Origin of the sequence: Phenylobacterium sp. LjRoot97, from assembly GCF_964254345.1 — a bacterium.
In the GTDB taxonomy this organism is placed as follows: Bacteria; Pseudomonadota; Alphaproteobacteria; order Caulobacterales; family Caulobacteraceae; genus Phenylobacterium.
Map to the genome: position 1 here is coordinate 1 of NZ_CAXUTH020000001.1, position 24894 is coordinate 24894.

At 70.9% G+C, this 24894-nt stretch carries 17 protein-coding genes and 1 riboswitch; of the genes, 7 read left to right on the plus strand and 10 right to left on the minus strand.

Annotated features, from left to right (window positions below; genetic code table 11):
- Positions 1 to 21: 21 nt before the first annotated feature.
- Positions 22 to 1488 (plus strand): chromosomal replication initiator protein DnaA, encoded by a 1467-nt coding sequence (gene dnaA, locus ACSQ2H_RS00005; RefSeq protein ID WP_436063514.1) that lies wholly within the window; start codon positions 22 to 24, stop codon positions 1486 to 1488.
- A 236-nt stretch (positions 1489 to 1724) separates the two neighbouring features.
- Here dnaA and ACSQ2H_RS00010 read toward each other — a convergent pair whose 3' ends face one another.
- Both ACSQ2H_RS00010 and ACSQ2H_RS00015 read right to left on the minus strand, forming a co-directional pair.
- Positions 1725 to 2525 carry a class I SAM-dependent methyltransferase gene (locus tag ACSQ2H_RS00010; protein ID WP_436059444.1) on the minus strand — a complete coding sequence of 267 codons (801 nt, stop codon included), beginning with the start codon at positions 2523 to 2525 and terminating at the stop codon, positions 1725 to 1727.
- Positions 2526 to 2719: 194 nt separating this feature from the next.
- On the minus strand, positions 2720 to 4219 hold the full coding sequence (locus tag ACSQ2H_RS00015) for a helicase HerA-like domain-containing protein (RefSeq protein ID WP_436059445.1): 1500 nt from the start codon (positions 4217 to 4219) through the stop codon (positions 2720 to 2722).
- A gap of 397 nt (positions 4220 to 4616) precedes the next feature.
- On the opposite strand from ACSQ2H_RS00015, the gene ACSQ2H_RS00020 reads away from it, so the two are divergent.
- Both ACSQ2H_RS00020 and ACSQ2H_RS00025 read left to right on the plus strand, forming a co-directional pair.
- Complete coding sequence (locus tag ACSQ2H_RS00020; RefSeq protein WP_436059446.1) at positions 4617 to 5753, plus strand: AI-2E family transporter; 1137 nt, start codon at positions 4617 to 4619, stop codon at positions 5751 to 5753.
- A gap of 178 nt (positions 5754 to 5931) precedes the next feature.
- Positions 5932 to 10761, plus strand: coding sequence for an NAD-glutamate dehydrogenase (locus ACSQ2H_RS00025; RefSeq protein WP_436059447.1), 4830 nt, complete (start codon positions 5932 to 5934; stop codon positions 10759 to 10761).
- Positions 10762 to 10973: 212 nt separating this feature from the next.
- On the opposite strand, the gene purH is transcribed toward ACSQ2H_RS00025, so the two are convergent.
- From purH to ACSQ2H_RS00050, 5 genes are all read right to left on the minus strand, one after another.
- Entirely contained in the window at positions 10974 to 12566 is a 1593-nt protein-coding gene (gene purH / locus ACSQ2H_RS00030; RefSeq protein WP_436059448.1) for a bifunctional phosphoribosylaminoimidazolecarboxamide formyltransferase/IMP cyclohydrolase, read from the minus strand.
- A gap of 29 nt (positions 12567 to 12595) precedes the next feature.
- A riboswitch (ZMP/ZTP riboswitch) is annotated at positions 12596 to 12681 on the minus strand.
- A 283-nt stretch (positions 12682 to 12964) separates the two neighbouring features.
- Positions 12965 to 14692, minus strand: coding sequence for a heparinase II/III family protein (locus ACSQ2H_RS00035; protein ID WP_436059449.1), 1728 nt, complete (start codon positions 14690 to 14692; stop codon positions 12965 to 12967).
- Positions 14693 to 14696: 4 nt separating this feature from the next.
- Positions 14697 to 15356, minus strand: coding sequence for a ribulose-phosphate 3-epimerase (gene rpe / locus ACSQ2H_RS00040; protein WP_436059450.1), 660 nt, complete (start codon positions 15354 to 15356; stop codon positions 14697 to 14699).
- Between the two features lie 50 nt (positions 15357 to 15406).
- Positions 15407 to 16690, minus strand: a complete 1284-nt coding sequence (locus ACSQ2H_RS00045; protein WP_436059451.1) for an RsmB/NOP family class I SAM-dependent RNA methyltransferase — start codon at positions 16688 to 16690, stop codon at positions 15407 to 15409.
- A gap of 92 nt (positions 16691 to 16782) precedes the next feature.
- Positions 16783 to 19023, minus strand: a complete 2241-nt coding sequence (locus tag ACSQ2H_RS00050) for a TonB-dependent receptor (RefSeq protein WP_436059452.1) — start codon at positions 19021 to 19023, stop codon at positions 16783 to 16785.
- A 173-nt stretch (positions 19024 to 19196) separates the two neighbouring features.
- Between ACSQ2H_RS00050 and ACSQ2H_RS00055 the strand changes: the two genes are divergently transcribed.
- Complete coding sequence (locus ACSQ2H_RS00055) at positions 19197 to 20549, plus strand: metallophosphoesterase (RefSeq protein WP_436059453.1); 1353 nt, start codon at positions 19197 to 19199, stop codon at positions 20547 to 20549.
- Between the two features lie 22 nt (positions 20550 to 20571).
- On the opposite strand, the gene ACSQ2H_RS00060 is transcribed toward ACSQ2H_RS00055, so the two are convergent.
- Complete coding sequence (locus ACSQ2H_RS00060; protein WP_436059454.1) at positions 20572 to 20976, minus strand: nuclear transport factor 2 family protein; 405 nt, start codon at positions 20974 to 20976, stop codon at positions 20572 to 20574.
- 104 nt (positions 20977 to 21080) lie between these two features.
- On the opposite strand from ACSQ2H_RS00060, the gene ACSQ2H_RS00065 reads away from it, so the two are divergent.
- Both ACSQ2H_RS00065 and ACSQ2H_RS00070 read left to right on the plus strand, forming a co-directional pair.
- Complete coding sequence (locus ACSQ2H_RS00065; protein WP_436063515.1) at positions 21081 to 21275, plus strand: DUF1674 domain-containing protein; 195 nt, start codon at positions 21081 to 21083, stop codon at positions 21273 to 21275.
- Positions 21276 to 21367: 92 nt separating this feature from the next.
- The gene (locus ACSQ2H_RS00070) at positions 21368 to 22159 is read left to right on the plus strand and encodes a hypothetical protein (RefSeq protein WP_436059455.1); all 792 of its coding nucleotides are present in this window, start codon (positions 21368 to 21370) and stop codon (positions 22157 to 22159) included.
- A 129-nt stretch (positions 22160 to 22288) separates the two neighbouring features.
- On the opposite strand, the gene pyrF is transcribed toward ACSQ2H_RS00070, so the two are convergent.
- A complete protein-coding gene (gene pyrF, locus ACSQ2H_RS00075) occupies positions 22289 to 22981 on the minus strand; it encodes an orotidine-5'-phosphate decarboxylase (RefSeq protein WP_436063516.1) in 693 nt (230 codons plus the stop codon).
- Between the two features lie 99 nt (positions 22982 to 23080).
- On the opposite strand from pyrF, the gene ACSQ2H_RS00080 reads away from it, so the two are divergent.
- Positions 23081 to 23773: a MarC family protein gene (locus ACSQ2H_RS00080; protein ID WP_436059456.1), complete on the plus strand. Its 693-nt coding sequence runs from the start codon at positions 23081 to 23083 to the stop codon at positions 23771 to 23773.
- Positions 23774 to 24027: 254 nt separating this feature from the next.
- Here the strand turns inward: ACSQ2H_RS00080 and ACSQ2H_RS00085 are convergent, their stop codons facing one another.
- Entirely contained in the window at positions 24028 to 24831 is an 804-nt protein-coding gene (locus tag ACSQ2H_RS00085; RefSeq protein ID WP_436059457.1) for an SDR family NAD(P)-dependent oxidoreductase, read from the minus strand.
- Positions 24832 to 24894 lie beyond the last annotated feature (63 nt).

Genomic DNA, 24894 nt, shown 5'->3' on the forward strand with positions numbered 1-24894 from the left:
ATGACTATGAAAGAGGTTGGAATGATGGCCGCTGGGGGCGTTGCGAGTTCTGTTGTCGAGACGCAAGCATCGGCCGTGTGGTCGACGACCTGCGCCGCGCTGAAGCGGGAACTCGGTGAGGCCACCTTCGGATCGTGGCTGGGGCAGGCCGCGCTGCGCGAGCGCGGCGAGGAGCTGTGCCTGGTCGCCGCGACCGGCGTCGCCCGCGACTGGATCCGCCGTCACGCCTGGCGCCGCATCGGCGAGCTCTGGGCTCAGAACGACCCGATGGGCCGCAACCTCGAACTGAAGTCGCGCATGGAGTACGAGGCCGAGGCCCCGAGCGCTCCGGCCGCTCCGGTGGTGCTCAAGGCCGAGCCGATGGCCGCCCCCCTCGCGGAAGGCAACGTCATCGAGATCGAAGTGCCGCTGGCGAGCGCCGGCGCTCCGGTCGCCGCGCGCGCCGGCCGCCAGCAGGGCCTGCAGGACCGCTTCTCGTTCGAGACCTTCGTCTCGGGTCCCGCCAACGAATTCGCCTTCGCCGTGGCCCGCCGCGTGGCGGCCTGGTCGGACGGCCACTTCAACCCGGTGATCTTCCACGGCCCCTACGGCTTCGGAAAGACCCACCTGCTGAACGCGCTCGCCTGGGAGGCCATGCAGTCGGCCCCGGAGAAGCGCGTCGTCTACATCACCGCCGAGCGCTTCACCTCGACCTTCGTCAAGGCCGTGCAGGACCGCTCGACCGCCGCCTTCAAGGACGAGCTGCGCAACGCCGACCTGCTGCTGATCGACGACGTCCAGTTCGTCGCCGGCAAGTCGTCGACCCAGGAAGAGCTGTTCCACACCCTGCTGGCCCTGGTCGAGGACGGCCGCCGCGTGGTGATGACCGCCGACCGCTCGCCGGCCGAGCTCCAGGAGATGGAGCCGCGCCTGCGCAGCCACCTGCAGGCCGGCCTGGTCTGCGGCATCGAGCCGGCCGACCGCAGCCTTCGCCTCGGCATCCTCGAGCGCAAGCTCGCCACCCTCGCGGGACAGGGCAAGTTCGTGCCCTCGGCGCGTCCGGAGGTACTGCAGTTCCTCGCCGACCGCTTCACCGACAGCGTCCGTGAACTGGAAGGCGCGCTCAACACCCTGGTCGCCCGCGTCGGCGGCGAGATCTCGCGCATGACCCTCGACGAGGCGCAGGCGATCCTGCGTCCGAACCTGGCCTGCAACGAGCGCCGGGTGACCGTCGACCAGATCCAGAAGACCGTCGCCGAGCACTACCAGCTCAAGCAGGCCGACCTGATCTCCGAGCGCCGCGCCCGCGTCGTCGCCCGGCCGCGTCAGGTCGCCATGTGGCTGGCCAAGCAGATCACCACCCGCTCGCTGCCCGACATCGGCCGCCGCTTCGGGGGCCGCGACCACACCACCGTCCTGCACGCCGTGCGCCGCATCGAGGCCCTCAAGGCCGAAGACCCGATGATCGCCCGCGACCTCGACGTCCTGCTGCGCAAGCTCCGCGGCTAGAGCCCTCCCTCCCAGTTCCTCCCCCTTTGGGGGAGGTGGATCGGCGCCAAGCGCCGAGACGGAGGGGGACCGCTCTCACGAGCCCCGCCCCCCTCAATCAGCTGTGCTGACAGCTCCCCAGAGCATCCAAAGCTCACCCAAAACTCCCTCGCCCGCTTGGGGGAGAGGGCTGGGGTGAGGGGGTCTGCCGCCTCCGCCATGCATGGCTCCGGTTCCGCCAGCGGCGAAGGCGCGGATCAGGTCACCGCCGCCGTCACCACCACCGCCTGGCCGTAGCCGACGATCTCGCCGCCGCCGAAGGCCTCGGTGAGCGCCGCGGTCGCCGCTTCGGTCGCCGCGTCCAGCCCCTCTGGATCGCGCGCCTCGATCTCACCGCGCAGCGGCGTACCGGCGCAGAGCCCCGTGGCCGCATCGGCCGCGCTGGGCGAATGCAGCTCCAGCCGCACCACGTCGAACTGCGGCGCGGCGAACCCGGCCGCGGTCAGCGCCGCGGCGATCGTCGCGTGGTCGTGATAGCCGAACGGCGTCCGCTCCAGGAACCGCGGCGGGTCCTTCGGATAGAGCTCGGCCACCGCCTCGCCGACGATCCGCGAGATCTCGTTCCCGGCGATGTCGTCCCAGACGTTGAACACAAGCCGCCCGCCCGGCCGCAGCACCCGCCGCGCCTGGGCGAACCCCGCCGCCTTGTCGGGGAAGAACATCACCCCGAACTGGCAGACCACCGCATCGAAGCTGGCGTCCTCGAACGGCAGGGCCTGGGCGTCGGCCTGCCGCCAGGCGACGTTGGAGGCGGCGGTCAGCCCCGCGGCGGTGTCGAGCATCGGCTGGTTGAGGTCGGTGGCCAGGATCCTCGCCCGCGGCGCGGCCTTGGCCAGGGCCCGCGTCACCCGGCCGGTGCCGGCCGCGGTCTCCAGCAGGTCGCCCTCGAAGTCCTCGAACCGCCGCGCCATGTCGCGGGCATAGGGCTCGAACAGCATCGGCCCCAGATAACGCTCATAGAGGTCCGGTATCGAACCGACAAAGGCGGCGTCCGTCATCGCGCGCTCCCAGCTAAGCCGCCGGAAACATAACACGGGTTTTCGACGTCTTCTTCCTCCCCTGCGCAGCGGGGGAGGGGGACCGCCCGAAGGGTGGTGGAGGGAGCGAGACCTATCGCGTCATGGCCCCCTCCACCGGCTGCGCCGGTCCCCCTCCCCCATCAGGATGGGGGAGGAAAAGGAGAGCCGCCCCGCTACCGCTTCTTCATGCCGCCCAGGATGCCGCGCATCAGTTCGCGCGCGATGGTGCTGCCGGCCTGGCGCAGCAGCGACTTGGTGAAGGCCTCGCCCATCGACTGGCGGTTGGAGGCCCGCGGCCGCGGCGCGGCGGGCGCCCGGCCGCGCGGGGCCGGGGCCGGCGCCGGCTGCCCGCCCCAGGGCGATCCGCCGGCCGGCGGCGCCTCGGCCGCCTGGGCCGCTGACGCGGCCCGCGCCTTCAGCACTTCGAACGCGCTCTCGCGATCCTTGGCGGTGTCGTAGAGCCCGCGCACCGGGCTCTGGGCCATGATCGCCGCCCGCTCGGCCGGGGTGATCGGTCCCAGCCGCGAGACCGGCGGCCGGATCAGGGTCTTCTGCACCACGGTCGGCGCGCCCTTCTCGTCGAGCACGCTGACCAGCGCCTCGCCGACCCCCAGCCCCTGGATCGCCTCGGCGGTGTCGAAGGCCGGGTTGGCGCGGAACGAGTTCGAGGCCGCCTTCAGGCCCTTCTGCTCGGTCGGGGTGTAGGCGCGCAGCGCGTGCTGGATGCGGTTGCCCAGCTGGCCGAGCACGGTCTCAGGGATGTCGGCCGGGTTCTGGGTCACGAAATAGACCCCGACGCCCTTGGAGCGGATCAGCCGCACCACCTGCTCGACCTTCTCCAGCAGCGGCTTGGGCGCGTCGCGGAACAAGAGGTGCGCCTCGTCGAAGAAAAACGCCAGCCGCGGCTTCTCCGGATCGCCGACCTCGGGCAGCTCCTCGAACAGCTCGCTCATCAGCCACAGCAGGAAGGTCGCATAGAGCCGCGGGCTGGCGATCAACTTGTCGGCCGCCAGGATGTTCACATAGCCGCGACCCGAGCCGTCGGTGCGCATGATGTCAGACAGCTGCAGCGCCGGCTCGCCGAAGAAGCCGCCGCCGCCCTGGTCCTCCAGCACCAGCAGCTTGCGCTGGATGGTCGCCACCGTCGCCGGCGAGACGTTGCCGTACTTGGCGCCCAGCTCCTTGGCGTTCTCCGAGGCGAAGGTCAGCGCCGCCTGCAGGTCCTTGAGGTCGAGCAGCAGCAGCCCCTCGTCGTCGGCGGCGCGGAACACCACCGTCAGCACGCCCTCCTGCACGTCGTTGAGGTCGAGCATCCGCGAGATCAGCAGCGGCCCCATCTCCGACACCGTCGCGCGGATCGGGTGGCCCTGCTGGCCGAACAGGTCCCAGAACACGGTCGGCGCGGCCTGAGGATTGAGCGTCAGCCCCATCAGCTTGGCGCGCTCCTCGAACTTGGCGTTCGGGGTCCCCGGCTCGGCCACCCCGCAGAGGTCGCCCTTCACGTCGGCGGCGAACACCGGCACCCCGGCGTCCGACAGCCCCTGGGCCAGCACCTGCAGCGTCACGGTCTTGCCGGTCCCCGTCGCCCCGGCGACCAGGCCGTGGCGGTTGGCGCGGTTGAGCAGCAGGTTTTCGAGGTGATCCGAAAAACCGATCAGGACGCCGTCGGACATGGGGAGCTCCGCAAGGTTCGTATCCGGCGAAGCTATCCGCCCGCCGCCGCCAGCGCGATAGGCTGTTTTCAAAGCGTGATCGCCAGCACAATTGCTCCCCCGCTGGGGGAGCTGTCAGCCGCATGGCTGACTGAGGGGGACTTCGGACTCAGCAGTCCCCTCGCTTTCTCTCGTCGCGGCCCGGCCGTCTGGAAGGCATTCCCTCGCGTTCATGAACGGCGTTCACGAAAACTCATTGCCGAATTCTCTGCGGAAGCGGTGAGGATAAGCCGCAGGAGCACGTCTTATCGGCATATACCCTCCCCACGCCGGTCGAACCGGGGTAGGGATGGTCGAAATTGACGCGGCAGGCCTCGACACTGACAGTCTCGAGGAACCACCACCGCAAAAAGATCTCATGTCCGTCCGAGCTTCAGAGTCCCACACGGTCCGCGTCTCACTCGTCATCCTGGCGGTGATCGCGACCGGCCTTGCGCTTTACCTGCTGCGGGGAATTCTCACCCCGCTGGCCCTCGCCGTGTTCCTGGCGGTGATGATCGACGGCTTCGCGCGGGTGATCCGCCAGCGCCTGCCCTGGGTCAGCGAGAAGGCGGCGCTGCCCGCGGCCATCGTGCTCTCGGTGCTGCTGTTCGGCGCCTCCGGGGTGATCATCGCCGAGAACGCCAGCACCTTCGTCGGCCAACTGGTCACCTACACCCCGCGGCTCAACAACCTGATCGCCCAGATCGCCGGCCTGTTCGGCATGGCCGTGCCGCCGACCATCAGCGACCTGTTCAATCAGCTGAACCCCAGCGCCTATCTGGCCGACTTCGCCAAGGGACTGCAGGGCTTCGCCTCCGACGCCTTCTTCATCCTGATCTATCTGGGGTTCATCATCGCCTCGCGGCGCGGCTTCCAGCGCAAGGTGGTCGGCCTGTTCCCGCACCACGCCGAGCGCAACGAGGCGATGGCCGCCTTCCGCCGCATTCGCGACGGGGTCGAGCAGTACCTCTGGGTCCAGACCGTCACCGGCCTGATCATCGCCGTCGCCTCGTGGATCGCGATGATGGCGATCGGGCTCGACAATGCGGTGTTCTGGGCCTTCCTGATCTTCATCGCCTCGTACATCCCGGTGATCGGCGGCGCGGTCGGCATCCTGGCCCCGCCGGTCTTCGCCCTGATCCAGTTCGAGAGCTTCTGGCCGGCGATCGTCCTGCTGGCCGTGCTGCAGGCCATCCAGTTCGTGGTCGGCAACATCATCCTGCCGCGCATGCAGGGCGACAGCCTCAACATGGACCCGATCGTCGTGCTGCTCAGCCTGGCCTTCTGGGGCCTGATCTGGGGCATGACCGGGATGTTCCTCTCCACCCCGCTCACCGTGATGGTGATGGTGATCCTCGCCCAGTTCGACGGCACCCGCTGGCTGGCGGTGCTGCTGTCGGCCGACGGCCAGCCCGAGAAGCTCCGCGACCGCCATCCCGTCGCCGCGCCGACCGAAAAGCCGGTCGCAAAACGCACCCGCCCGCCGTCACGCAAGCGTGAAACCCAAGACTGAAAATCAAGGCCTTCAACTTGTTCGCTTCCTCCCTATCTAAGGTCCGTTCGGGCGCCCCCCGAATTCAAGGCGGCTCCGGCCGCTGCGAGCCCCAAGCGCTCCGCCTGTCCCCCCAAGGCGGAGCCACGCGCCGCCGGACTCTCTCCTCCGGCGGCGCCCTCGCATCGGGGGCCTTCCAATGAGCAAGCGGCCCAAGCTGACCAGCGCCCAGCGCGCCCTGGTGTCGGCCTTCACCGCCCTGGCCGGCGATGAGCCCGCCGCCGCCGCCTTCATCGCCCAGGCCGCCGAAGACGCAGCCCCGGACGAGATCCCCGAACTGCCGGGCAAGGCGCTGGCCGCGCAGCTGGCCGACTTCTGGGCCTTCGCCGCCAGCCGCAAGGGCGCCGCCCCGATCATCCGCCTGGCCCCGGTCGAGGGCGCCCCGGCGCTCGAACGGCTGGAGATCATCCAGGACGACGCCCCGTTCCTGGTCGACAGCGTGATGGGCGAGATCGCCGATCAGGGCCTGTCGGTCCGCGCCATGTTCCACCCCGTGGTCGAGGTCGCGCGCGACAAGAAGGGCGCGCGCCAGGCCGAGGGCGCGCCCCGCCGGGAATCCATGATCCAGGTGATCCTCGAACGGGTCGGCGCCGACCGCGAGGCCGCCCTGGTCGAGGGCCTGCGCGCGACCCTGGCCGACGTCGGCGCGGCGGTGGACGACTTCCCCGCCATGCTCGAGCTGATGGCCCGCACGATCGCCGAGCTGCACGACGCCCCCGCCGGCCCGACCCGCGACGAGGACCTCGAATTCCTGCGCTGGCTGCGCGACGAGCACTTCGTCTATCTCGGCGCCCGGGTCTACGAGTACCCGCGCCTGCAGGACGGCGGCTACGCCAAGGAAGAACCGCTGTTCCAGCCGCAGGACGGCCTGGGCGTGCTGCGCGACCCGGCCCGCACCGTGCTGCGCCGCTCCTCCGAGCCGGCCCTGCTGACCGCCCAGGTCCAGGCCAGCCTCGCCTCCGACCCGGTCATCGTCGCCAAGTCGAACCTGCGCTCGCGCGTCCATCGCCGCGGCTACATGGACTATGTCGGCATCAAGCGTTACGGCGCCGACGGCAAGCCCGCCGGCGAGATCCGCTTCGTCGGCCTGTTCACCGCCGAGGCCTATGACGAGCCGGCCCACGCTGTGCCGCTCATCCGCGCCAAGGTCGCCGCCGTCCTCGCCCGGGCCGGCAAGGCGCCGGGCAGCCACAACGAAAAGCGCCTGCGCAACATCCTGGAGACCTATCCCCGGGACGAGCTGTTCCAGGCCTCGGAAGACGACCTGCTGGCCGCCGCGCTCGGCATCCTGCACCTCTACGACCGCCCGCGCGTGCGGCTGTTCGAGCGGCGCGACCCGTTCGACCGCTTCGCCTCGGTGCTGCTGTTCGTGCCGCGCGACCGCTACGACTCCGACCTGCGCCAGCGCGCCGGCGAGATCCTCGCCGAAGCCTATGGCGGCCGCGTCTCGGCCTACTATCCGGCCTTCAACGACAGCCCGCTGGCCCGCGTGCACTTCATCATCGGCGTCCAGCCCGGCCATCACGCCGAGCCGAACCTGAAGTCGCTGGAAGCCCAGATCGCGGCGGCCGCCCGCACCTGGGAAGACCGCTTCGCCGCCGCCGTCCGCGCCTCGGGCCGGGCGACGGCCCAGGTCGCCGACATGGTCGCCCGCTACGCCGAGGCCTTCACCGCCGGCTACCGCGAGCGCTACGACGCCGAGGAGGCCCTGGCCGACATCGCGATCATCGAGAGCCTGAAGCCCGGCGAGCCGGTGCGCATCCGCGCCTTCCGCCGCGCCGCCGACTCCAAGACCCAGCTGCGCTTCAAGCTCTACCGCCCGGGTTCGCCCGCTCCGCTCGCCGACGTGCTGCCGATCCTCGAGAACATGGGCCTCAAGGCCATGGTCGAGAGCGGCTATCCGGTGATGCCGGCCGGCGGCCGCCGCGTGTTCGTCCACGAGTTCGAGCTCGACGACCAGCACGGCGAACACTTGGTGTTCGAGGACGTGAAGACCGCCTTCGAGGACGCCTTCACCGCCGTCTGGACCGGAAACACCGAGAGCGACGGCTTCAACCGCATGGTGCTGGAGCTGTCGATCTCCTGGCGCGAGGCGGCGCTGATCCGCGCCCTGGCGCGCTATCGCCAGCAGTCGGGCCTCGATCCCAGCCAGCGGGTGCAGGAAACCGCGCTCTCCAACCATCCGGGCGTGGCGCGGCTGATCCTCGACCTGTTCCGCACCAAGTTCGACCCGGCTGTCGACGCCGACCTGCCGACCCGCACGGCCCAGGCCGTGGCGGTGATGGACGAGATCGTCCAGGCCCTGCAGCAGGTCGACAGCCTCGACGACGACCGCGTACTGCGCCGCCTGGCGCTGCTGGTCGGCGCCATCAAGCGCACCAACTACTATCAGCTCGGCGCCGACGGGGCCCCCAAGCCCTACATCAGCTTCAAGGTCGCGTCGGGCGAGCTCGCCGACCTGCCGCTGCCCAAGCCCTATCGCGAGATCTTCGTCTGGGCGACGCACATCGAGGGCGTCCACCTGCGCTTCGGCCCCGTCGCCCGCGGCGGGCTGCGCTGGTCCGACCGCCGCGACGACTTCCGCACCGAGGTGCTCGGCCTGGTGAAGGCCCAGCAGACCAAGAACGCGGTGATCGTGCCGGTCGGCTCCAAGGGCGGCTTCTATCCCAAGCAGCTGCCCAAGGGCGGCGCCCCGGACGTGGTTCGTGCCGAGGCGGTCCGCGCCTACACCACCTTCCTGTCGGGCCTGCTCGACATCACCGACAACCTCGATCCCGAGGGCAAGGTGATCCATCCGGCCGGCGTCATCGCCCATGACGGCGACGACCCCTACCTGGTCGTGGCCGCCGACAAGGGCACCGCGACCTTCTCCGACATCGCCAACGGCATCGCCGAGTCCTACGGCTTCTGGCTGGGCGACGCCTTCGCGTCGGGCGGCTCGGCCGGCTACGACCACAAGGAGATGGCCATCACCGCCCGCGGGGCCTGGGAAGCGGTCAAGCGCCACTTCCGCGAGGTCGGCAAGGACATCCAGTCCGAGCCCTTCACCGTGGTCGGGGTCGGCGACATGTCCGGCGACGTGTTCGGCAACGGCATGCTGCTCAGCCAGCAGATCCGCCTGCAGGCCGCCTTCGACCACCGGCACATCTTCCTCGATCCCGATCCCGTCCCGGCGACTTCGTTCGCCGAGCGCCAGCGCATGTTCGAGCTGCCGCGCTCGTCCTGGGACGACTACGACCGCAAGAAGATCTCCAAGGGCGGCGGCGTCTTCGCCCGCAGCCTGAAGTCGATCCCGCTCAGCAAGGAAGTGAAGGCCATGCTCGGCGTGGCGGCCGACAGCCTCGCCCCGTCCGAGCTGATGACCGCGATCCTCAAGGCCCCGGCCGAGCTGCTCTATCTCGGCGGCATCGGCACCTATGTGAAGGCCGCGCGCGAGACCAACGCCGAGGCCGGCGACAAGGCCAACGACGCCATCCGCATCAACGGCGCCGACCTGCGGGTCACGGTCGTCGGCGAGGGCGCGAACCTCGGCCTCACCCAGGCCGGGCGCATCGAGTTCGCGCTGCGCGGCGGGCGGGTCAACACCGACGCCATCGACAACTCCGCCGGGGTCGACTCGTCCGACCACGAGGTCAACATCAAGATCCTCACCGGCACGCTCGAGCGCACCGGGGTCCTCGACCGCAAGAAGCGCGACAAGCTGCTGAAGTCGATGACCGACGACGTCGCCGACCACGTGCTCGACCACAACTACGACCAGACCCTGGCGCTCTCGCTGATGGACCTGGACGCGGCCGGCGAGCTCGAGCCCCACGCCCGCTACATGGCCCACCTCGAAAGCCGCGGTCAGCTCGACCGCGCGGTCGAAGGGCTGCCCGACGTCGCCGTCATCGCCGAACGCCGCCAGGCCGGAAGGGGCCTGACCCGTCCGGAGGAAGCGGTGCTGCTGGCCTATGGCAAGCTGGAGCTGAAGGGCGACATGGCCCACAGCCAGGTCGCCGACGACCCCTATTTCGAGGACCTGCTGGAAGGCTACTTCCCGAAGGGGGTGCGCAAGTACGACGACGCCCTGCGCCGTCACCGCCTGCGCCGCGAGATCATCGCCACCGTCGTCGCCAACGACGCCATCAACCGCTGCGGCCCGTCGTTCCCGACCCGGCTGATGGCGGCGGCGTCCTGCGACGTCACCGCCTTCGTCACCGCCTACGAGGCGGCCAAGGCGGTGCTCGGCGTGCCGGCCGCCTGGGACCAGGTCTCGGCTCTCGACGGCCAGATCCCGGCCGCCGGCCAGATGGCCCTCTACCGGCGCCTGGCCTACACCCTGCGCGGCGAGACCTTCTGGCTCGCCCGCCGCGCCGCCCGCGGCGGCCAGGGCGTCGAGGCCTTGGTCAAGCGCTACGGTCCGGGCGCGGCGACCCTCAAGAAGCTGGTGCCGGAGATCCTCTCTCCGGTTGAGCGCGAGCGCCTGGAAGCCCAGGTCAAGCGCCTGACCGACGCCGGCGCGCCCGAAGCCCTGGCCCGCCAGGTCGCCGGCCTCCAGCCGCTGACCGTCGCCGTCGACCTGGTCGACCTGGCCGAGGCCTCGAACTGGAAGCTGGAGGCGGCCGCCCGCCTCTATCACCAGGTCGGCGCCGCCTTCGCCTTCGACCGCCTGCGGGCCGCGGCCGGCGGCTTCACGGCCGGCGACGCCTTCGAGCGCACCGCCGTCCGCCGCCTGGTCGAGGACCTGCTGGCCGAACAGGCGGCCGTCACCCGCGCGGTGATCGCCTACGCCGACGACAAGGCCGGCGCCAGCGACGAGGCCGCCCAGGCCGCCATCGCCGCCTGGACCACCGAGCGCCGCGAGGTCGCCCTCGCCGCCCGCAAGGCGGTCGAGGAGATCGAAGCCTCCGGCGGCGCCTGGTCCTTCGCCAAGCTCACCATCGCCAACGCCGCCCTGCGCGAACTGGCGAACGTCGAGGCGAAGTAGGCGTCAGACCGTCCAACGAAAACGCCGCGGATCTCCCCGATCCGCGGCGTTTGACTATCCCGGCTTCGCCGACGGCGACGGCATTCTAGTTCCTCCCCTCTTGGGGGAGGTGGATCGCCGCAAAGCGGCGAGACGGAGGGGGACCGCTCTCACGAGCCGCGTCAAAGTCCCCCTCGGTCAGCTAAGCGGGGAAGCATCCAAGGGACTTTCGTCTAGTGCCGGAACACCCGCACGCCGGTGAACACCATGGCGATGCCGCGTTCGTCGGCCGCCTCGATCACCTTGTCGTCGCCGATCGAGCCGCCCGGCTGGATCACCGCCGTGCAGCCGGCGTCGGCCGCCTGCAGCAGCCCGTCCGGGAACGGGAAGAAGGCTTCCGACGCGCAGGCCGAGCCCTTCAGGTCCAGGCCGAAGTCGGCCGCCCGCAGCGCCGCGATCCGGGCCGAGTCCTTGCGGTTCATCTGGCCGGCGCCGACGCCCAGGGTCTGGCCGCCGCGCGCATAGACGATGGCGTTCGACTTCACGTGCTTGGCGATGGTGAAGGCGAACAGCATGTCGCGCACTTCTTCGTCCGTCGGCGCGCGCTTGGTCACCACCTTCAGGTCGGCCGCCGTCAGGTTGGCGGTGTCGCGGCTCTGCACCAGGAAGCCCCCGGCCACCGAGCGGAAGGTGTCGCCGGCCGCGTGCGGGTCGGGCAGGCCGCCGGTCGTCAGTAGACGGACGTTCTTCTTCTTGCGGAACAGCGCCACCGCCTCTTCGTCGGCGTCCGGGGCGATCACCACCTCGGTGAACACCTCCAGCACCTTGGCCGCGGTGGCCGCGTCCAGCTTGGTGTTCAGGGCGACGATGCCGCCGAAGGCGCTGGTCGGATCGCACGCCAGGGCCCGCTCATAGGCTTCGGCCAGACTGGCGCCGGTGGCCACGCCGCAGGGGTTGGCGTGCTTGATGATCGCGCAGGCCGGGGCCGCCTTGGGATCGAACTCGGCGATCAGCTCATAGGCCGCGTCGGTGTCGTTGATGTTGTTGTAGCTGAGTTCCTTGCCCTGCAGCTGCTTGGCCGTCGCCACGCCGATCCGCGGGTTGGCGAAGCGGTAGAACGAGGCCTTCTGGTGCGGGTTCTCGCCATAACGCATGGTCTGCACCAGCTCGCCGGCAAAGGCCTTGCGGCGCGGGGCTTCCTCGCCCAGCGCCTGGGCGAACCAGGCCGAGATCGCCGCGTCGTACGAAGCGGTGCGGGCGTAGGCGCGGGCGGCCAGTTGCTTGCGCAGGGCCAGCGAGGTCGAACCGGCCTCCTTCAGCTCGCCCAGCACCTCTTCCAGGTCGGCGATCTCCGTGCAGATCGCGACATAGCCGTGGTTCTTGGCCGCCGAGCGGACCATGGCCGGGCCGCCGATGTCGATGTTCTCGACGCAGTCCTCGAAGCTGCCGCCCTTCGCGACCGTCGCCTCGAACGGATAGAGGTTCACATAGACGATATCGATCGGGCCGATGCCGTGCTCGGCCATCGCCTTGGCGTGCTCGGCCGCGTCGCGAACGCCCAGCAGGCCGCCGTGCACGATCGGGTGCAGGGTCTTCACCCGCCCGTCCATCATCTCCGGGAAGCCGGTCAGGTCCGAGACGTCCTTCACGGCCAGGCCGGCGCCTTCGATCGCCGCGCGGGTGCCGCCGGTCGAGACCAGCTCTACGCCGGCCGCGGCCAGCGCCTGGGCGGCCTCGATCAGGCCGGTCTTGTCGGAGACCGAGATCAGCGCGCGCTTGGGAACGACGCGGTCGGGAGCGGGCGGGAAATTCGGGGCGGCGGGCACGGCGCAGTCTCCTTCGAAGGGTTCAAAAAGGAAAATGCCCAGGCGAGCGGCGTGATGAGGTCCCGCGCTCCCCGGTGGTCGCCCACCTTAGATTTCGCCAGTCACACGGAACGCCGCCGACTTAGGCCCCGCGCGGGCCGGGGTCAATGCGGCAGAGGGCGCTCTTCCGGACGAAGCTCCCTCGCCCAGTGGGGAAGAGGACCTGCGCTAGAACTGATCCTCCCCTCCTGGGGGAGGTGGATCGCCGCGAACGCGGCGAGACGGAGGGGGACCGCTCTCACTCAGCAGCCTCAAAGTCCCCCTCAGCCAGCTGCGCTGACAGCTCCCCCAGCGGGGGAGCATCTAGAAGGGCTCCCTCGCCCCCTGGGGAGAGGGTCGGGGTGAGGGGGTCTACAGTCTCAGCCGCCCGCCGTCGGCGCCGCGCTCGCCAGTTTCCAGCGCAGCTTGGCGCCGCTCTCGGCCCGGGCCTGGCCGCGCAGCACGACGTGCTGGGTGCGGCGCGGCTTGCCGTCCTGGAAATAGACGCCGGTCTCGATGTCGGCCGACTGGGCGTCGTTGCGCAGCCACCAGCCGTGGTCGTCGTCGCCGCCGCGCAGCAGCACGCTCTTGCCGTCGCGCGCCAGGCTGGCGCTGACGTCCGGATGCACGTGGAAGCGGACCTTGAACGGGATGAACCGCCGGCCCGCCTCGCCCATGTCGCCCGGCTTGACCGGGACCAGCATGTCCTCGCCGCGCAGCTCGTCGCCGGCCAGGTCGAGATAGAGCCGCCGCTCGTGGCGCAGGCCGAAGCGCCGGGCCCAGCCGTCGTGCGCCAGCTCCAGCCACAGCGCCTGCTCGGTCTCGTAGCGGCGGGCCTCGACGTGGCCGTAGGCGCCGATCAGTCGCGGCCCCAGGGCGGCGGCGCGGAAGCCCCGCAGCGGCTCGCCGCAGGCCTCGTCCGAGATCGACAGCGTCGAGGAGGCGTCGACCAGCCGCAGCGCCTGCGGACCGGCCGCTTCCGGCGACCAGGCGCTGGCGGCGATCAGCCGGCGGCCGTCGGCCAGCACCTCCATGGCCAGCGGCTGGGCGCAGGCGGTGACGCTCCACGCCCCCGCCGCCGGCGGCGCGGCGTCGGCCAGGATCTGCAGGCTGCGGCCTTCCAGCCGGTGATAGCCGTTGCGCGAGGCCGGCGGCTTGGCGACCGCGGCGCTCTCGCCGGCCTTGGCGGCGGCGACATAGGCCCGGGTGCCGGCCTCGCCGCCCTGCAGCTCGGGCAGCGCCCCGTCGGCCAGGGTGAAGAACCGCACCGCCCCGGCCAGCCGGTCGATGGCGCGCATCATCTCCTCGGGCGCCGGCCGCCCGCGCTGCTCGAGCGCGTCGTCCAGGCTGCGCAGGTCGAACAGCAGCTCCAGCGCCGCGCGCGGGCAGCGGCTGGCGTGGCCGCCGTCGGGCGCGACGCTGACCGGCAGCGCTTTGATCAACCGCATCAGGCCGTGCTTCATCAGCAGCTCGCCGGCCTCGCCGCCCAGCGCCGCCCCGGCCAGGGCCGCGACGCTGGCCCGTTCGGCCGCCCGGGCCGGACCGTCGGCCACCGACAGCAGCTGCCGCGCCTGCCGCGCCAGGTCCTGGGCGATCAGCCCGGCCTCCATGTCCGAGGCCCCGGCGCAGATCGCCTTGGCCCCGCAGGCCAGGTGCAGCACCCGCCGCTCCAGCACCTCGGGGCTCCAGGAGAACGCGTTCCACTTGCCGAACAGCCCGCGCCAGTCGAGCGTCAGCCGCAGCGCCTCGGTCGCGCCCTCGCCGTCCAGCGCCAGCAGGTCGCGCATCCAGTCGAAGCCGTGCAGCCCGACCGCAAAGCCGTGGCTCGGGCTCGGACGGTCCCAGGGATCGCCGCCGGCCCCGACCTCCATGACCACGCCCGCGAACGCGAACCGGCCGGCCAGAATCTTGCGCCCCGCCTCGGCGTCGGCCGGACGCCAGTCGCGCGGCGCGACGGCGAGCCCCTCCGGACGCGGCCGCGCCAGCAGCGCGCGGTGCAGCGGCGAGCCGGCCCAGTCGCGCCGGGCCTGGCGCACCACGCCGGCCGCCAGGGCCTGGCCCCAGAGGCCGGCCGGATGTTTGAAGATCCTCGGGGGCGCAGCCGCCACCCGGTCAGCCGCCCTTCAGCGCGCGGATGTTCTCGGCGTACTTGGCGGGTCCGCCCTTGAACACGGCGGTGCCGGCCACCAGCGCCGTGGCGCCGGCCGCGACGCAGAGCGGCGCGGTCTCCGGGGTCACCCCGCCGTCGACTTCCAGCTCGATGTGCTTGCCGCTGGCGTCGATCATCTTGCGCAGCGCCTCGATCTTGCGCAGCTGCGAATGCATGAACTTCTGGCCGCCGAAGCCGGGGTTGATCGACATCACCAGGATCAGGTCGATCTCGTCCATCATCCACTGGATGACGCTGGGATCGGTCGACGGGTTGAACACCACGCCGGCCTTGGCCCCCAGCTCGCGGATCCGCTTCAGGGTGCGGTTCAGGTGCGGGCCGCTCTCCGGGTGGACGCTGATATAGTCGGCGCCGGCCTCGCGGAACGCCTCCAGATAGGGGTCGGCCGGGGCGATCATCAGGTGGACGTCGAACGGGATCTTCGCGTGCGGCCGCAGGGCCTTCACGATGTCGGGACCCAGCGTGATGTTCGGCACGAAATGGCCGTCCATGACGTCGACATGCACCCAGTCGGCGCCGGCCGCTTCGATGGCCGCGACCTCTTCGCCGAGCTTGGCGAAGTCCGAGGCCAGGATGGACGGGGCGATGATCGGTGCGGTCATGGTCTTCGACTTAGCCAAGGGTTGTGTTCGGGACAAGGTTGTCGGGGCGACTAAACTTCACGTCGCAAGCGAGCGACGTAGAAGCCGTCCTGCCCGCCCGGGCGATGATGCGGCAGCAGGCGCAAGGTTCCATCGGCCAGCAGGCTGGCCTCCGGCGCCCCGCCTTCGCCCGGCGCGGCCGGGACCAGCTTGAAGTCGCCATGCCGGCTCAGGAAGGCGGCGATCTGCGCCTCGCCCTCCTCCGGCTCCAGCGAGCAGACGCAGTAGACCAGCCGTCCGCCCGGCTTCACGCGGCGCGCGGCCGAGTCCAGCAGCCGGCTCTGCACCCCGGCCAGGGCCGCGACGTCGCTGGGCCGCGCGGCCCACAGCACGTCGGGATGGCGGCGATAGGTGCCGGTGGCGCTGCACGGGGCGTCCAGCAGCACCGCGTCGAAGGTGCGCGCGTCGTCCCAGTCGCCGGCCTCGGCGGTGACGATCTCGGCGCTCAGCGCCATGCGCTCGAGGTTCTCCTTCACCCGCATCAGCCGCGCGGCCGAGCGGTCGACCGCCACGACCTGCGCCCCGGCCGCGGCCAGCTGCAGGGTCTTGCCGCCGGGCGCCGCGCAGAGGTCGAGCGCTTGCTCGCCGGCCTGCACGTCCAGCAGCCGGGCCGGGATCGCCGCGCTGGCGTCCTGCACCCACCAGGCGCCCTCGTCATAGGCCGGCCAGGCGCCGACGTCGCCCTTGCGGGCGGTGCGTAGGGTCGCGCCGGCCAGCACCTCGGCTTCGAGCTCGCCGGCCAGCCGCTCGGCGGCGGCGGCGGATTTCAGGGACAGGTCGGTGGCCGGCTCGTCGGCGATCAGCGCCGCCATGGCCAGCGCCGCTTCCGGTCCGAACGCCGCGCCCCAGCGGGCCAGCAGCCACGGCGGGCACAGGGCGTCGGGCGCGTTGAGGTCCGGCGGCTCGCGCAGCAGCCCGCGCAGCACGCCGTTGACCAGCCCCTTGAAGGCGCGGGTCGAGGAATGGCTGGCGGCCAGGTCGACGCTGGTGGTCACCGCCGCGAAGGCCGGGGTCTCCAGCACGAAGGCCTGGGCCAGGCCGATCCGCAGGATGTTGACCACCCCGTCCGGCGGCGGCTTGGCCAGCCGGCCCTGCAGGGCGCGGTCGATCGGTCCCAGCCGGCGCAGCGTGGCCATGGCCAGCGCCATGGCGAAGCCGCGGTCGCGGGGCTCGAGGTTGCGGAAGGCGGGGCGGGTCAGCGCCTCGTCCAGCCCGGCGCGGCGGGCCAGGGCGGAAGCGAGAATGTCGATGGCGGCCCGGCGGGCGGGCAGGCCGATGTCACGGTCTTCGGTCACCGGCGGTGCGTGCCCTCATTGGGCCCGCGATGCAAGACGCAGTATGGCGCAGGCCCGGCGAAGCGCTTGGCTCCGCCGGGCCGCCAGCAGGCTTAGAAGCGCTTCGTCACCTGGATCCCGAAGGTCCGGGGCTCGTTGACGAAGGCGGTCAGGTTGTTGAAGTCGATGGCGCCGATGACGTTGGCTTCGTCGGTCATGTTGCGGACGTAGAGCGCCGCTTCCAGACCGAGTTCCGGCGCACGCCAGCCCGCGCGGGCCCCGCCTTCGAAGGCGGTGTCCTGCTGGAACTCGACCGATTCATAGAGGAACAGGTTGAAGTTCTTCTGCAGCACCCAGTCGGTCGAGGCGAACAGCTGCGCGCCGCTCGACAGGGTGTGCACCCAGTCCAGCGCGATGTTGGCGGTGTATTCCGGCGCCTGCGGGAACGGGTTGCCGTTGATGTTGGCGCGGCGGGTCGTGCCGACGTTCACGATCGGGTCGGTGACGGTGCAGTTGGCGCCGCAGAACGCCACCAGCAGGTTGCTGTCCTTGATCTCGGTGTGGTTCCAGGCGAACCCGCCGGTCAGGTTGAAGCCGCCGCCGAGATAGACGTCGCCGTCGATTTCGATGCCGTAGCCCTCGCCCTTGTCGGCGTTGATCAGCTGGTTGAAGTTGCCTTCGCCGCCGATCGCCGTGAACTGCGGGTCGGTGACCTCGTAGTAGTAGGCGGTGGCGTTCAGGCTGGCGCGGCGCTCCCAGAGGCGGGCCTTGAAGCCGGCTTCGTAGGACATCACCGTTTCCGAGTTGGCGGTGGTCACCACGTTCGAGGTGGCGATCCGGCCCTGGATCGACGGACCGCGATAGCCGTTGGCCACGCGGGCGAAGAGGTTGAGGTCGTCGTTCAGCTCATAGAGGGCGCTGACGTCCCAGCTCAGCTGCTCGTCGCCGACCGCCTTGGTCACGTCCAGCGGCGCGCCCAGCACGCGCTGGCCGCGGAAGTCGCGGCTGTCGTCGGTGTAGCGCAGGCCGGCCGTCAGCTTCAGGGCGTCGTTGACCTGATAGTAGCCCTGGCCGAACACCGACCAGGAGTCCGACTCCTGAACGATGTCGGTGACGATGGTCGGCTGCAGGCCGCCGACGCCGTTGAAGGTCGCCGAGATCAGGTTGAAGCGCTCTTCCCAGTAGAAGGCGCCGACCTGCCAGCCGAACGCGCCGTCGCCGTTCGAGGCCAGGCGCAGCTCGTAGGTGTCCTGGGTCAGGTCGCTGTCCAGGGTGCCGGTCTCGGAGTTGAACGGCGTCTTCCACGGCGCGCCGGCCGGGGCCGAGGCCACGCCGCCGTCGATGTCGCCGTTGCCGGCCGAGGCGCCCCAGTAGCGGGCGGCCACGCCGGTCAGGGTCGCCGGACCGAAGTCGTAGGCCACCTTCAGCGAGCCCGAGCGGGTCTTCTGCTTCTGGAAGTTGTTGCGGCCGCCGTCATAGTAGACGCGCTCGCGGTCGAAATTGGCGTTCAGCTCGTTGGAGCCCTTGGTCAGCACGTTGGCGCGGTTCATCGTGCCGGTGCCTTCGTAGTCGCGGGCCTGCAGGGTCAGCAGGGTCGACAGGCGCTCGGTCGGGGCCCAGGCGACGTGCACGCGGCCGGCGCGGTCGTCGAAGTTGCCCAGGTCCTTGCCGTTCGGATCGGCGAAGGCCGGGCTGTACATGTTGTCGACCCAGTCGTCGCGATGGTTCCACAGGCCGGCGATGCGGACCTGCAGGGTGTCGTTGACCGGGATGGTCACGCCGGTCTCGGCGCGCACCGCGCCCAGGTTGCCCATCGCCAGCGAGCCGAAGCCGGTGAATTCGTTGGTCGGCTTGACGGTGTCGATCTTGACCACGCCGGCCGGGGTGTTGCGGCCGAACAGCGTGCCCTGCGGGCCGCGCAGCACTTCCAGCTGCTGGACGTCGAACAGCGGGAAGCCCTTCAGGAAGACGTTCTCAAGCACCACGTCGTCGAGCACGACCGAGACCGGCTGCGAGGCGTTGAAGTCGAAGTCCACGTTGCCGAGGCCGCGGATGTAGAAGCGCGGGGCGTAGCGGCCGTTCGAGCTTTCGACCTGCAGGCTGGGCACGCGGGCGGTCATCGACAGGATGTCGCCGCCGCCGGCCGCCACTTGCGCCAGCTTCTGCTCGGTCACCGCGGTGACGGCGAACGGCACGTCGCGGATGTTTTCGCTGCGGCGCTGGGCGGTCACCACGATGTCTTCGACGGTGTAGGCCGCGTCGGCGGTGTCCGCCGTCTGCGACAGGGCGGGCGTGGAGACGAGAAGAGCCAGGCCGCTGACCGTGCAGGCCAGCGCGCCGAGACGACGTGACATGAGTATATCCCCGAGGTTTTGGATTATTGGCGCCGCCCCTACGTTGCAGCGCACAAAAGAGCCAATACAAAACGGCGTTCGACTCGTGAAATTTTCACGACGTGACCACAATCACGCATCGCGGCGTCCTGCCGCGCATTGCCTGACCGCCGATTTGGTGGAAATCAGGCCTCGTGTCTCACGCCCTCTTCACCGATCGCCGCCGGCTGCTGGCCGGCCTCGCCGCCACCCCGCTGCTGACCGGCTTCGCCGCCCGCGCGCCCGTCGTCGGCCGCGTGCTGGCGATGTCCGACCTGCATTCGGCCTATGAGCGCACCGGCCAGCTGCTCGCCGCCCTGGCCGCCGAGGTCGCGGCCCACAGGGTCCCGCATGTCATCGCCATCGACGGCGACATCTTCGAGCACGGCAATGTCGCGGCCGTGCGCTCGAACGGCGAGATCGACTGGGCGTTCCTGGCCGCCCTGCCGAAGATCGCCCCGACCGTGGTCAATCTCGGCAATCACGACAACGACATCACCACCGACCTCGCCGAGGTCGTCGCCCGCCTGCGCGGCCTGGGCGTGAGCGTAGTCTCCAACATCGTCGACGCCCGCACCGGCGCGCCCTGCGCCCCGGCCCAGGCCGACCTGCCGCTCGGCAGGCGCACCCTGCGCGTGGTCGGGGTGGCGACCAACTCGATCAACACCTATCCGGCCGTCAGCCGTCCGACCCTGCAGATCCCGGTTCCCGGCGAGTGGGCCCGCGCCAACCTCGCCCAGGCGCTGGCCGGCGCCGACCTCGCCATGGTCATGAGCCACGCCGGCGTCGCCCCCGACCGCGAGATCCTGCCCCTGCTGCCGGACGGGACGCTGATGATCGGCGGCCACAACCACCTGCTCTTCCAGCATCGCCAGGGGCGCAGCCTCTATGCGCACACCGGCTCGTGGAGCAACGCCTACACCGCCGTGGCCCTGCGCGCCGCCGGCCCGGACGACGCGGTCTCGGTCCCGGTCGCCCTCGACGGCCCGCTCGCCCCGGCGCTGGCGCAGCTGATCCCCGCCGTGCTGGCCCGCAGCCTGACCGACGAGGAACGCGCCGTGCTCGGGACCTCGCGCGCCGCGCTCTCGCTCGGCGACACCGGCCGGGCGGTCGCCGCCGCCATGGCCAAGGCGGCCGGCGCCGAGGCCGGCTTCATCGGCCACACCACGCTCGGGACCGGCCTGCCGGCCGGCCCGGTCTCGCGCCACGCCTTCGACGCCGTGGTCCGCTTCGAGGGCAAGCTGATGGTCGCCGAGGTGTCGCGCGAACGGCTCGCCGGCTTCATGGCCCGCGCCAACCAGGACCGCCCGATGCCGCTCGATCAGCGCAACGGCGACTTCCTCTATGGCGAGCAGGTCGCCGCCCCGACGGGCGACACGGTCCACATCGCCACCACCGACTGGAACGCGACCAACCAGGCCGAATACTTCGGGGCCAAGGACCTGGCCTTCCGCGAGATCGACGGCCTGCGCCTCAAGGCCGTCGCCGCCAAGGGCCTGCTCGGCTAGCCCCGCCGACGAGATGGCGCCGCTACGCCGCCTTCTTGTCGTCGAGGAAGGTCTCGCTGTGGGCATGGCACTCCCAGCCCTTGGGACCCTTGACCCAGGTCGAGCTGTCGGCGGCGTGCAGGTCGGCCGTCTTGCCGTCCATCGTCACGTTCTGGCGCACCGTATAGGCGATGATCGCCACGTTCGGCGCCGGCGTGGCGACTTCGACGTCGTCGAACTCGTAGGCGTTGAGCGCCCAGCCGCCCTCCTCGGTCATCTTGCCCATCTTGTCCTTAGCGATGCTCATCACGCCGCGGGCGCCGGTGACCAGGCTGTGGTCGCCCGAAAGCTCGGCGGTGCGTCCGCCGTCCTTGGCTTTCATCGCGTCCCAGTAGGACCGCTCAAGGGCGATGATCTCGTCGCAGGTGGGCTTGGCCAGGTCAGGCATCGGGATCTCCTTTGCATTCGTCGCTGCAGGGAAATCACCGGGTCGGGGGCGTGGTTCCGACCGGCGGTCTGGCGCCCGACGCCGTCAGGCTCTATCTCCCTCTCATGAGCGAACCGCCCAACGCCGCCCCGGGGAAGGTGCTGACCCCCGCCGCCCGCCGCGCCCTGGAAGAGGCGGCCGCGCGCCACGCCGCCGAACAGGAGCGCCAGGCTCGCGAGTCCGAGCTCGGCGGCCCGTCGGGACCCGAGCCGACCCGCTTCGGCGACTGGGAGCGCAAGGGCATAGCGGTTGATTTCTAAACCCTGAGGTTCCCGCGACAGGCGCAATCCGTCGCGCTGCGCGTCCGCCGCGTCTAGACTGCCGCCGACAGGTTTCGAACGCGGAGACGACGATGCGGCGATCGACCGGCATGATCATCGGCCTGGCCCTGGCGGCCGCCGGGGCGGCGCAGGCCCAGCCCGTGCCGCAGGACCATGTGCCCCGCTTTGCGCCTCCGGGTCAGGCGCCTCAGCCCTATGTGCCGCCCGGCCAGGCCCCTCAGGGGCAAGCGCCTATGGGCCAGGCCCCGCAGGACTTCCGGCCCGCCCAGCAGGTCGCGCCCCAGCAGGCGCCCATGCAGCAGGCCCCCATGCAGCAGGCGCCCTTCCAGCAGGCCTATGGCCCGCCGGCTCCCCAGGGCGGCCCGGCGCCCAACTACGAGTCCTGGGGCGACGACCAGAACGGCGGCTATCGCTACAGCTGGGGCGATCCGAACGGGCCCGACTATTACGAGGAAGAGTTCCGTCGCCAGGCGGTGGGGCCGGACGTCTACCAGCCGCCGGCCTACGACTACGCCCAGTCCTACGCCCCGCCCATGCCCTGCAACTGCGGCGGCTATGGCGGCTACCAGATCCCCACCTACGGCTACGCCTCGCAGAACTATGGCTGGCCCGGACAGGGCTGCTGCGCCTCCGGCGGCGGCGAGGTGAGCTACAGCTCCTCGTCGTCCAGCTATTCGAGCGGGGTCGGCGGCTATCTCGCCGACGGCGTCTGGCCGGGCGAGTATTGGCCCGGCGGCTATTGGCCGGGCGGTTCCTGGAACGGCGGCTACATGTCCGACGGGCGCTTCGTCGGCGCCCGGCGCTGGGACTATGACAGCGGCTGGCGCAACCCGCCCGGCCGCCCGGTCGTCGCCCCCCGTTGATATTCTTAGTTCCTCCCCCGCTGGGGGAGGTGGCGCGCGTAGCGCGACGGAGGGGGCCTGCTGAGTCAGCAACCCCCCTCAGTCAGCTGCGCTGACAGCTCCCCCAGAGGGGGAGCAATTGGCGTCAATTCAGACCCCCGCCATCTCGCCGGCCACCCGCAGGGCGGCGGCGTGCGGGTCGTTGGCCGCCGTGATCGGCCGGCCGCAGACGATGTGGCTGGCGCCGGCGCGCAGGGCGTCGGCCGGGGTCGCGGCGCGCGCCTGGTCGTTCTTCGCCGACCAGTCGGGGCGCACGCCGGGCGTGACCACCAGGAAGTCCTTGCCGCCCAGCTTGCGGGCCAGCTCGGCCTCGTGCGGGCTGGCGATCACCCCGTCGGCGCCGGCGGCGATGGCGTGGTGGATGCGGCGCTCGACCAGCGCGCGGGCGCTCTCGGAAAAGCCCATCTCCACCAGGTCGGCGTCGGTCAGGCTGGTCAGCACCGTCACCCCGAGGATCTTCAGGTTCGAGCGGCCGCGCCCCTGCACGGCGGCCTTCAGCACCTGCGGCTCGGCGTGGACGGTCAGGAAATCGCAGCCGGTCTCGGCCAGCACCGCGGCCGAGCGCTGGACCGTGGTGCCGATGTCGTGGAGCTTCCAGTCGAGGAACACCTGCTTGCCCTGGATCTTCAGCTCCTGGGCCAGGGTCATGCCGCCGCCGGTCGCGAACAGCTCCAAGCCCACCTTGTAGAAGCTGACCGCCTCGCCCAGCGACTCGACCAGGGCGCGCGCCTCGGTCACGGTGGGCACGTCCAGCGGGACGATCAGGCGCGGGTCGGCGCGCACGGGAGCTTCGGTGACGGCCATGGCGGCGTCCTTTCAGGCAGGCGCGCGCCGCCGCAGCGGGCGGTCGGCGAGCGTAGCGAAATGGGCTAAGAAATCTGCATGAGCCAGTGGGACTTCGCCGTCAACTTCTTCGTCGCGCTGTTCGCGCTGATCGACCCGATCGGCAACGTCCCGCTGTTCGCGGCGGCGACCAACGGCGTGAAGCCCCGCGAGGCGCGGTTCATCTCGGTCTACATCGCGCTGTTCGTGCTCGGCTTCCTGACCTTCTTCTACTTCTCGGGCCTGGCGCTGCTGGAGTTCTTCGGCATCTCGCTGGCCGCCTTCCGCATCGCCGGCGGGGTGATCCTGTTCCTGCTCGGCCTGGAGATGGCCCGCGACGACTTCACCGCCGCCTTCGCCGGCGCCGCCGACGAGGAAGCCCCGACCGGCGGCGACCGCGCCCAGGCCCGCCGCCGCTTCGAGCGGATGATCGTCCCGTTCGCGATGCCGCTGCTGATCGGCCCCGGCGCGATCTCGACCGTGGTGATCTACGCCAGCGAGGCCAAGAAGTTCGGGCTCGGCGGCGCGGCGGCCGGCGTGGCGGTCATCGCCGCGATCTCGATCGTGACCATGCTGATCTTCTGGGCGACGCCGCTGATCACCCGCATGCTCGGCCGGATCGGCTTGACCATCGTCGTGCGCGTGCTCGGCCTGATCCTCTGCGCGCTCGCCGTCCAGTTCATCATCGCCGGCATCGCCGAGTCGACCGCCGGCGTCATCCTGCGCGAAGCCGCCGCCCCCTACGCGAAGTAGCTGATCCTTAGTTCCTCCCCCGCTGGGGGAGGTGGCGCGCGTAGCGCGACGGAGGGGGCCTGCTGAGTCTGCAAGCCCCCTCAGTCAGCCATACGGCTGACAGCTCCCCCAACCGGGGAGCAATGGGATCGTCAGCTTCCTGCGGCCCCGCAGGCGAAAACCTGCCGCTCGCGTCGCGAACGGCGGGCAAAACGCCGCCCTATCGTCAGAATCCGCCCCTATCGGCGGTTTTCCCGCGCGGCCTGCCGATAGGCTCAGAGCTTGCCGCGGAAGCGCGGCCCCTGCGAAGCCATCAGCGCCAGCGCCCACTCGTCGGGCAGCAGCTTGACCCCCGCGGCGATGGCCTTGTTGGGCGCGCCGGGCACGCAGATCGACCGGTTCGCCTCGGCCGCCTCGTAGCCGGCGGCGGCGACCTCGTCGGCCCCCAGCCACATCCACGGCGGGGCGCTGCGGCTGATCTGCTCGCGGGTGTCGTTGACGTCGTGGAATTCCGAATAGGTGAAGCCCGGGCACAGCGCGCTGACGTGCACGCCCTTGTCGAGGGTCTCCAGGTGCAGGCTCTGCGAGGCCTTGATCAGGTAGCTCTTCACCGCCCCGTAGAGCGTCGCGCCGGGCGAGCCGGGGATCAGTCCGGCCAGCGAGGCGACGTTGACGATGCGGCCGAAGCGGCGCTCGACCATCCCCGACAGCACCCGGTAGGCGAGCTCGGTCGGCGCGGTCAGCATCACCCGGAGGAACGCCTCGTGCGCCTCCCACGAGGACTCGAGGAAGGCGCCCGGCACGCCGTAGCCGGCGTTGTTGATCAGCACGTCGACCCCCCGGCCGTGGGCGGCCAGATGGTCGAGGATCAGGCCCGGCGCGTCAGGATCGGAAAGGTCGGCGGCGAAGACCAGCGTCTCGACCCCATGGCCCAGGCGGATCTCCTCGGCCAGCCGCTCCAGCCGGTCGGTCCGGCGGGCGGTCAGGGCCACGTCGTAGCCGTGGCTGGCGTAGATCTTGGCGAAAGCCGCGCCGATCCCGGCCGAGGCTCCCGTCACCAGCGCCAATCTGCGGTCCATCTGCGCCCCTTGCGTCCCGAACAGGGCGAAGGTGGCGAAACCGCAGGCAAGGTCAAGCCGGAC

What these genes read in the sequence shown, in the direction of transcription:
- ACSQ2H_RS00050 (WP_436059452.1), bottom strand. Translation starts at nt 19,023, where the DNA reads ATGTCACGTCGTCTCGGCGCGCTGGCCTGCACGGTCAGCGGCCTGGCT.
- ACSQ2H_RS00085 (WP_436059457.1), bottom strand. Translation starts at nt 24,831, where the DNA reads ATGGACCGCAGATTGGCGCTGGTGACGGGAGCCTCGGCCGGGATCGGC.
- rpe (WP_436059450.1), bottom strand. Translation starts at nt 15,356, where the DNA reads ATGACCGCACCGATCATCGCCCCGTCCATCCTGGCCTCGGACTTCGCC.
- ACSQ2H_RS00020 (WP_436059446.1), top strand. Translation starts at nt 4,617, where the DNA reads ATGTCCGTCCGAGCTTCAGAGTCCCACACGGTCCGCGTCTCACTCGTC.
- ACSQ2H_RS00025 (WP_436059447.1), top strand. Translation starts at nt 5,932, where the DNA reads ATGAGCAAGCGGCCCAAGCTGACCAGCGCCCAGCGCGCCCTGGTGTCG.
- ACSQ2H_RS00010 (WP_436059444.1), bottom strand. Translation starts at nt 2,525, where the DNA reads ATGACGGACGCCGCCTTTGTCGGTTCGATACCGGACCTCTATGAGCGT.
- ACSQ2H_RS00070 (WP_436059455.1), top strand. Translation starts at nt 21,368, where the DNA reads ATGCGGCGATCGACCGGCATGATCATCGGCCTGGCCCTGGCGGCCGCC.
- dnaA (WP_436063514.1), top strand. Translation starts at nt 22, where the DNA reads ATGATGGCCGCTGGGGGCGTTGCGAGTTCTGTTGTCGAGACGCAAGCA.
- ACSQ2H_RS00080 (WP_436059456.1), top strand. Translation starts at nt 23,081, where the DNA reads ATGAGCCAGTGGGACTTCGCCGTCAACTTCTTCGTCGCGCTGTTCGCG.
- ACSQ2H_RS00060 (WP_436059454.1), bottom strand. Translation starts at nt 20,976, where the DNA reads ATGCCTGACCTGGCCAAGCCCACCTGCGACGAGATCATCGCCCTTGAG.
- ACSQ2H_RS00015 (WP_436059445.1), bottom strand. Translation starts at nt 4,219, where the DNA reads ATGTCCGACGGCGTCCTGATCGGTTTTTCGGATCACCTCGAAAACCTG.
- ACSQ2H_RS00065 (WP_436063515.1), top strand. Translation starts at nt 21,081, where the DNA reads ATGAGCGAACCGCCCAACGCCGCCCCGGGGAAGGTGCTGACCCCCGCC.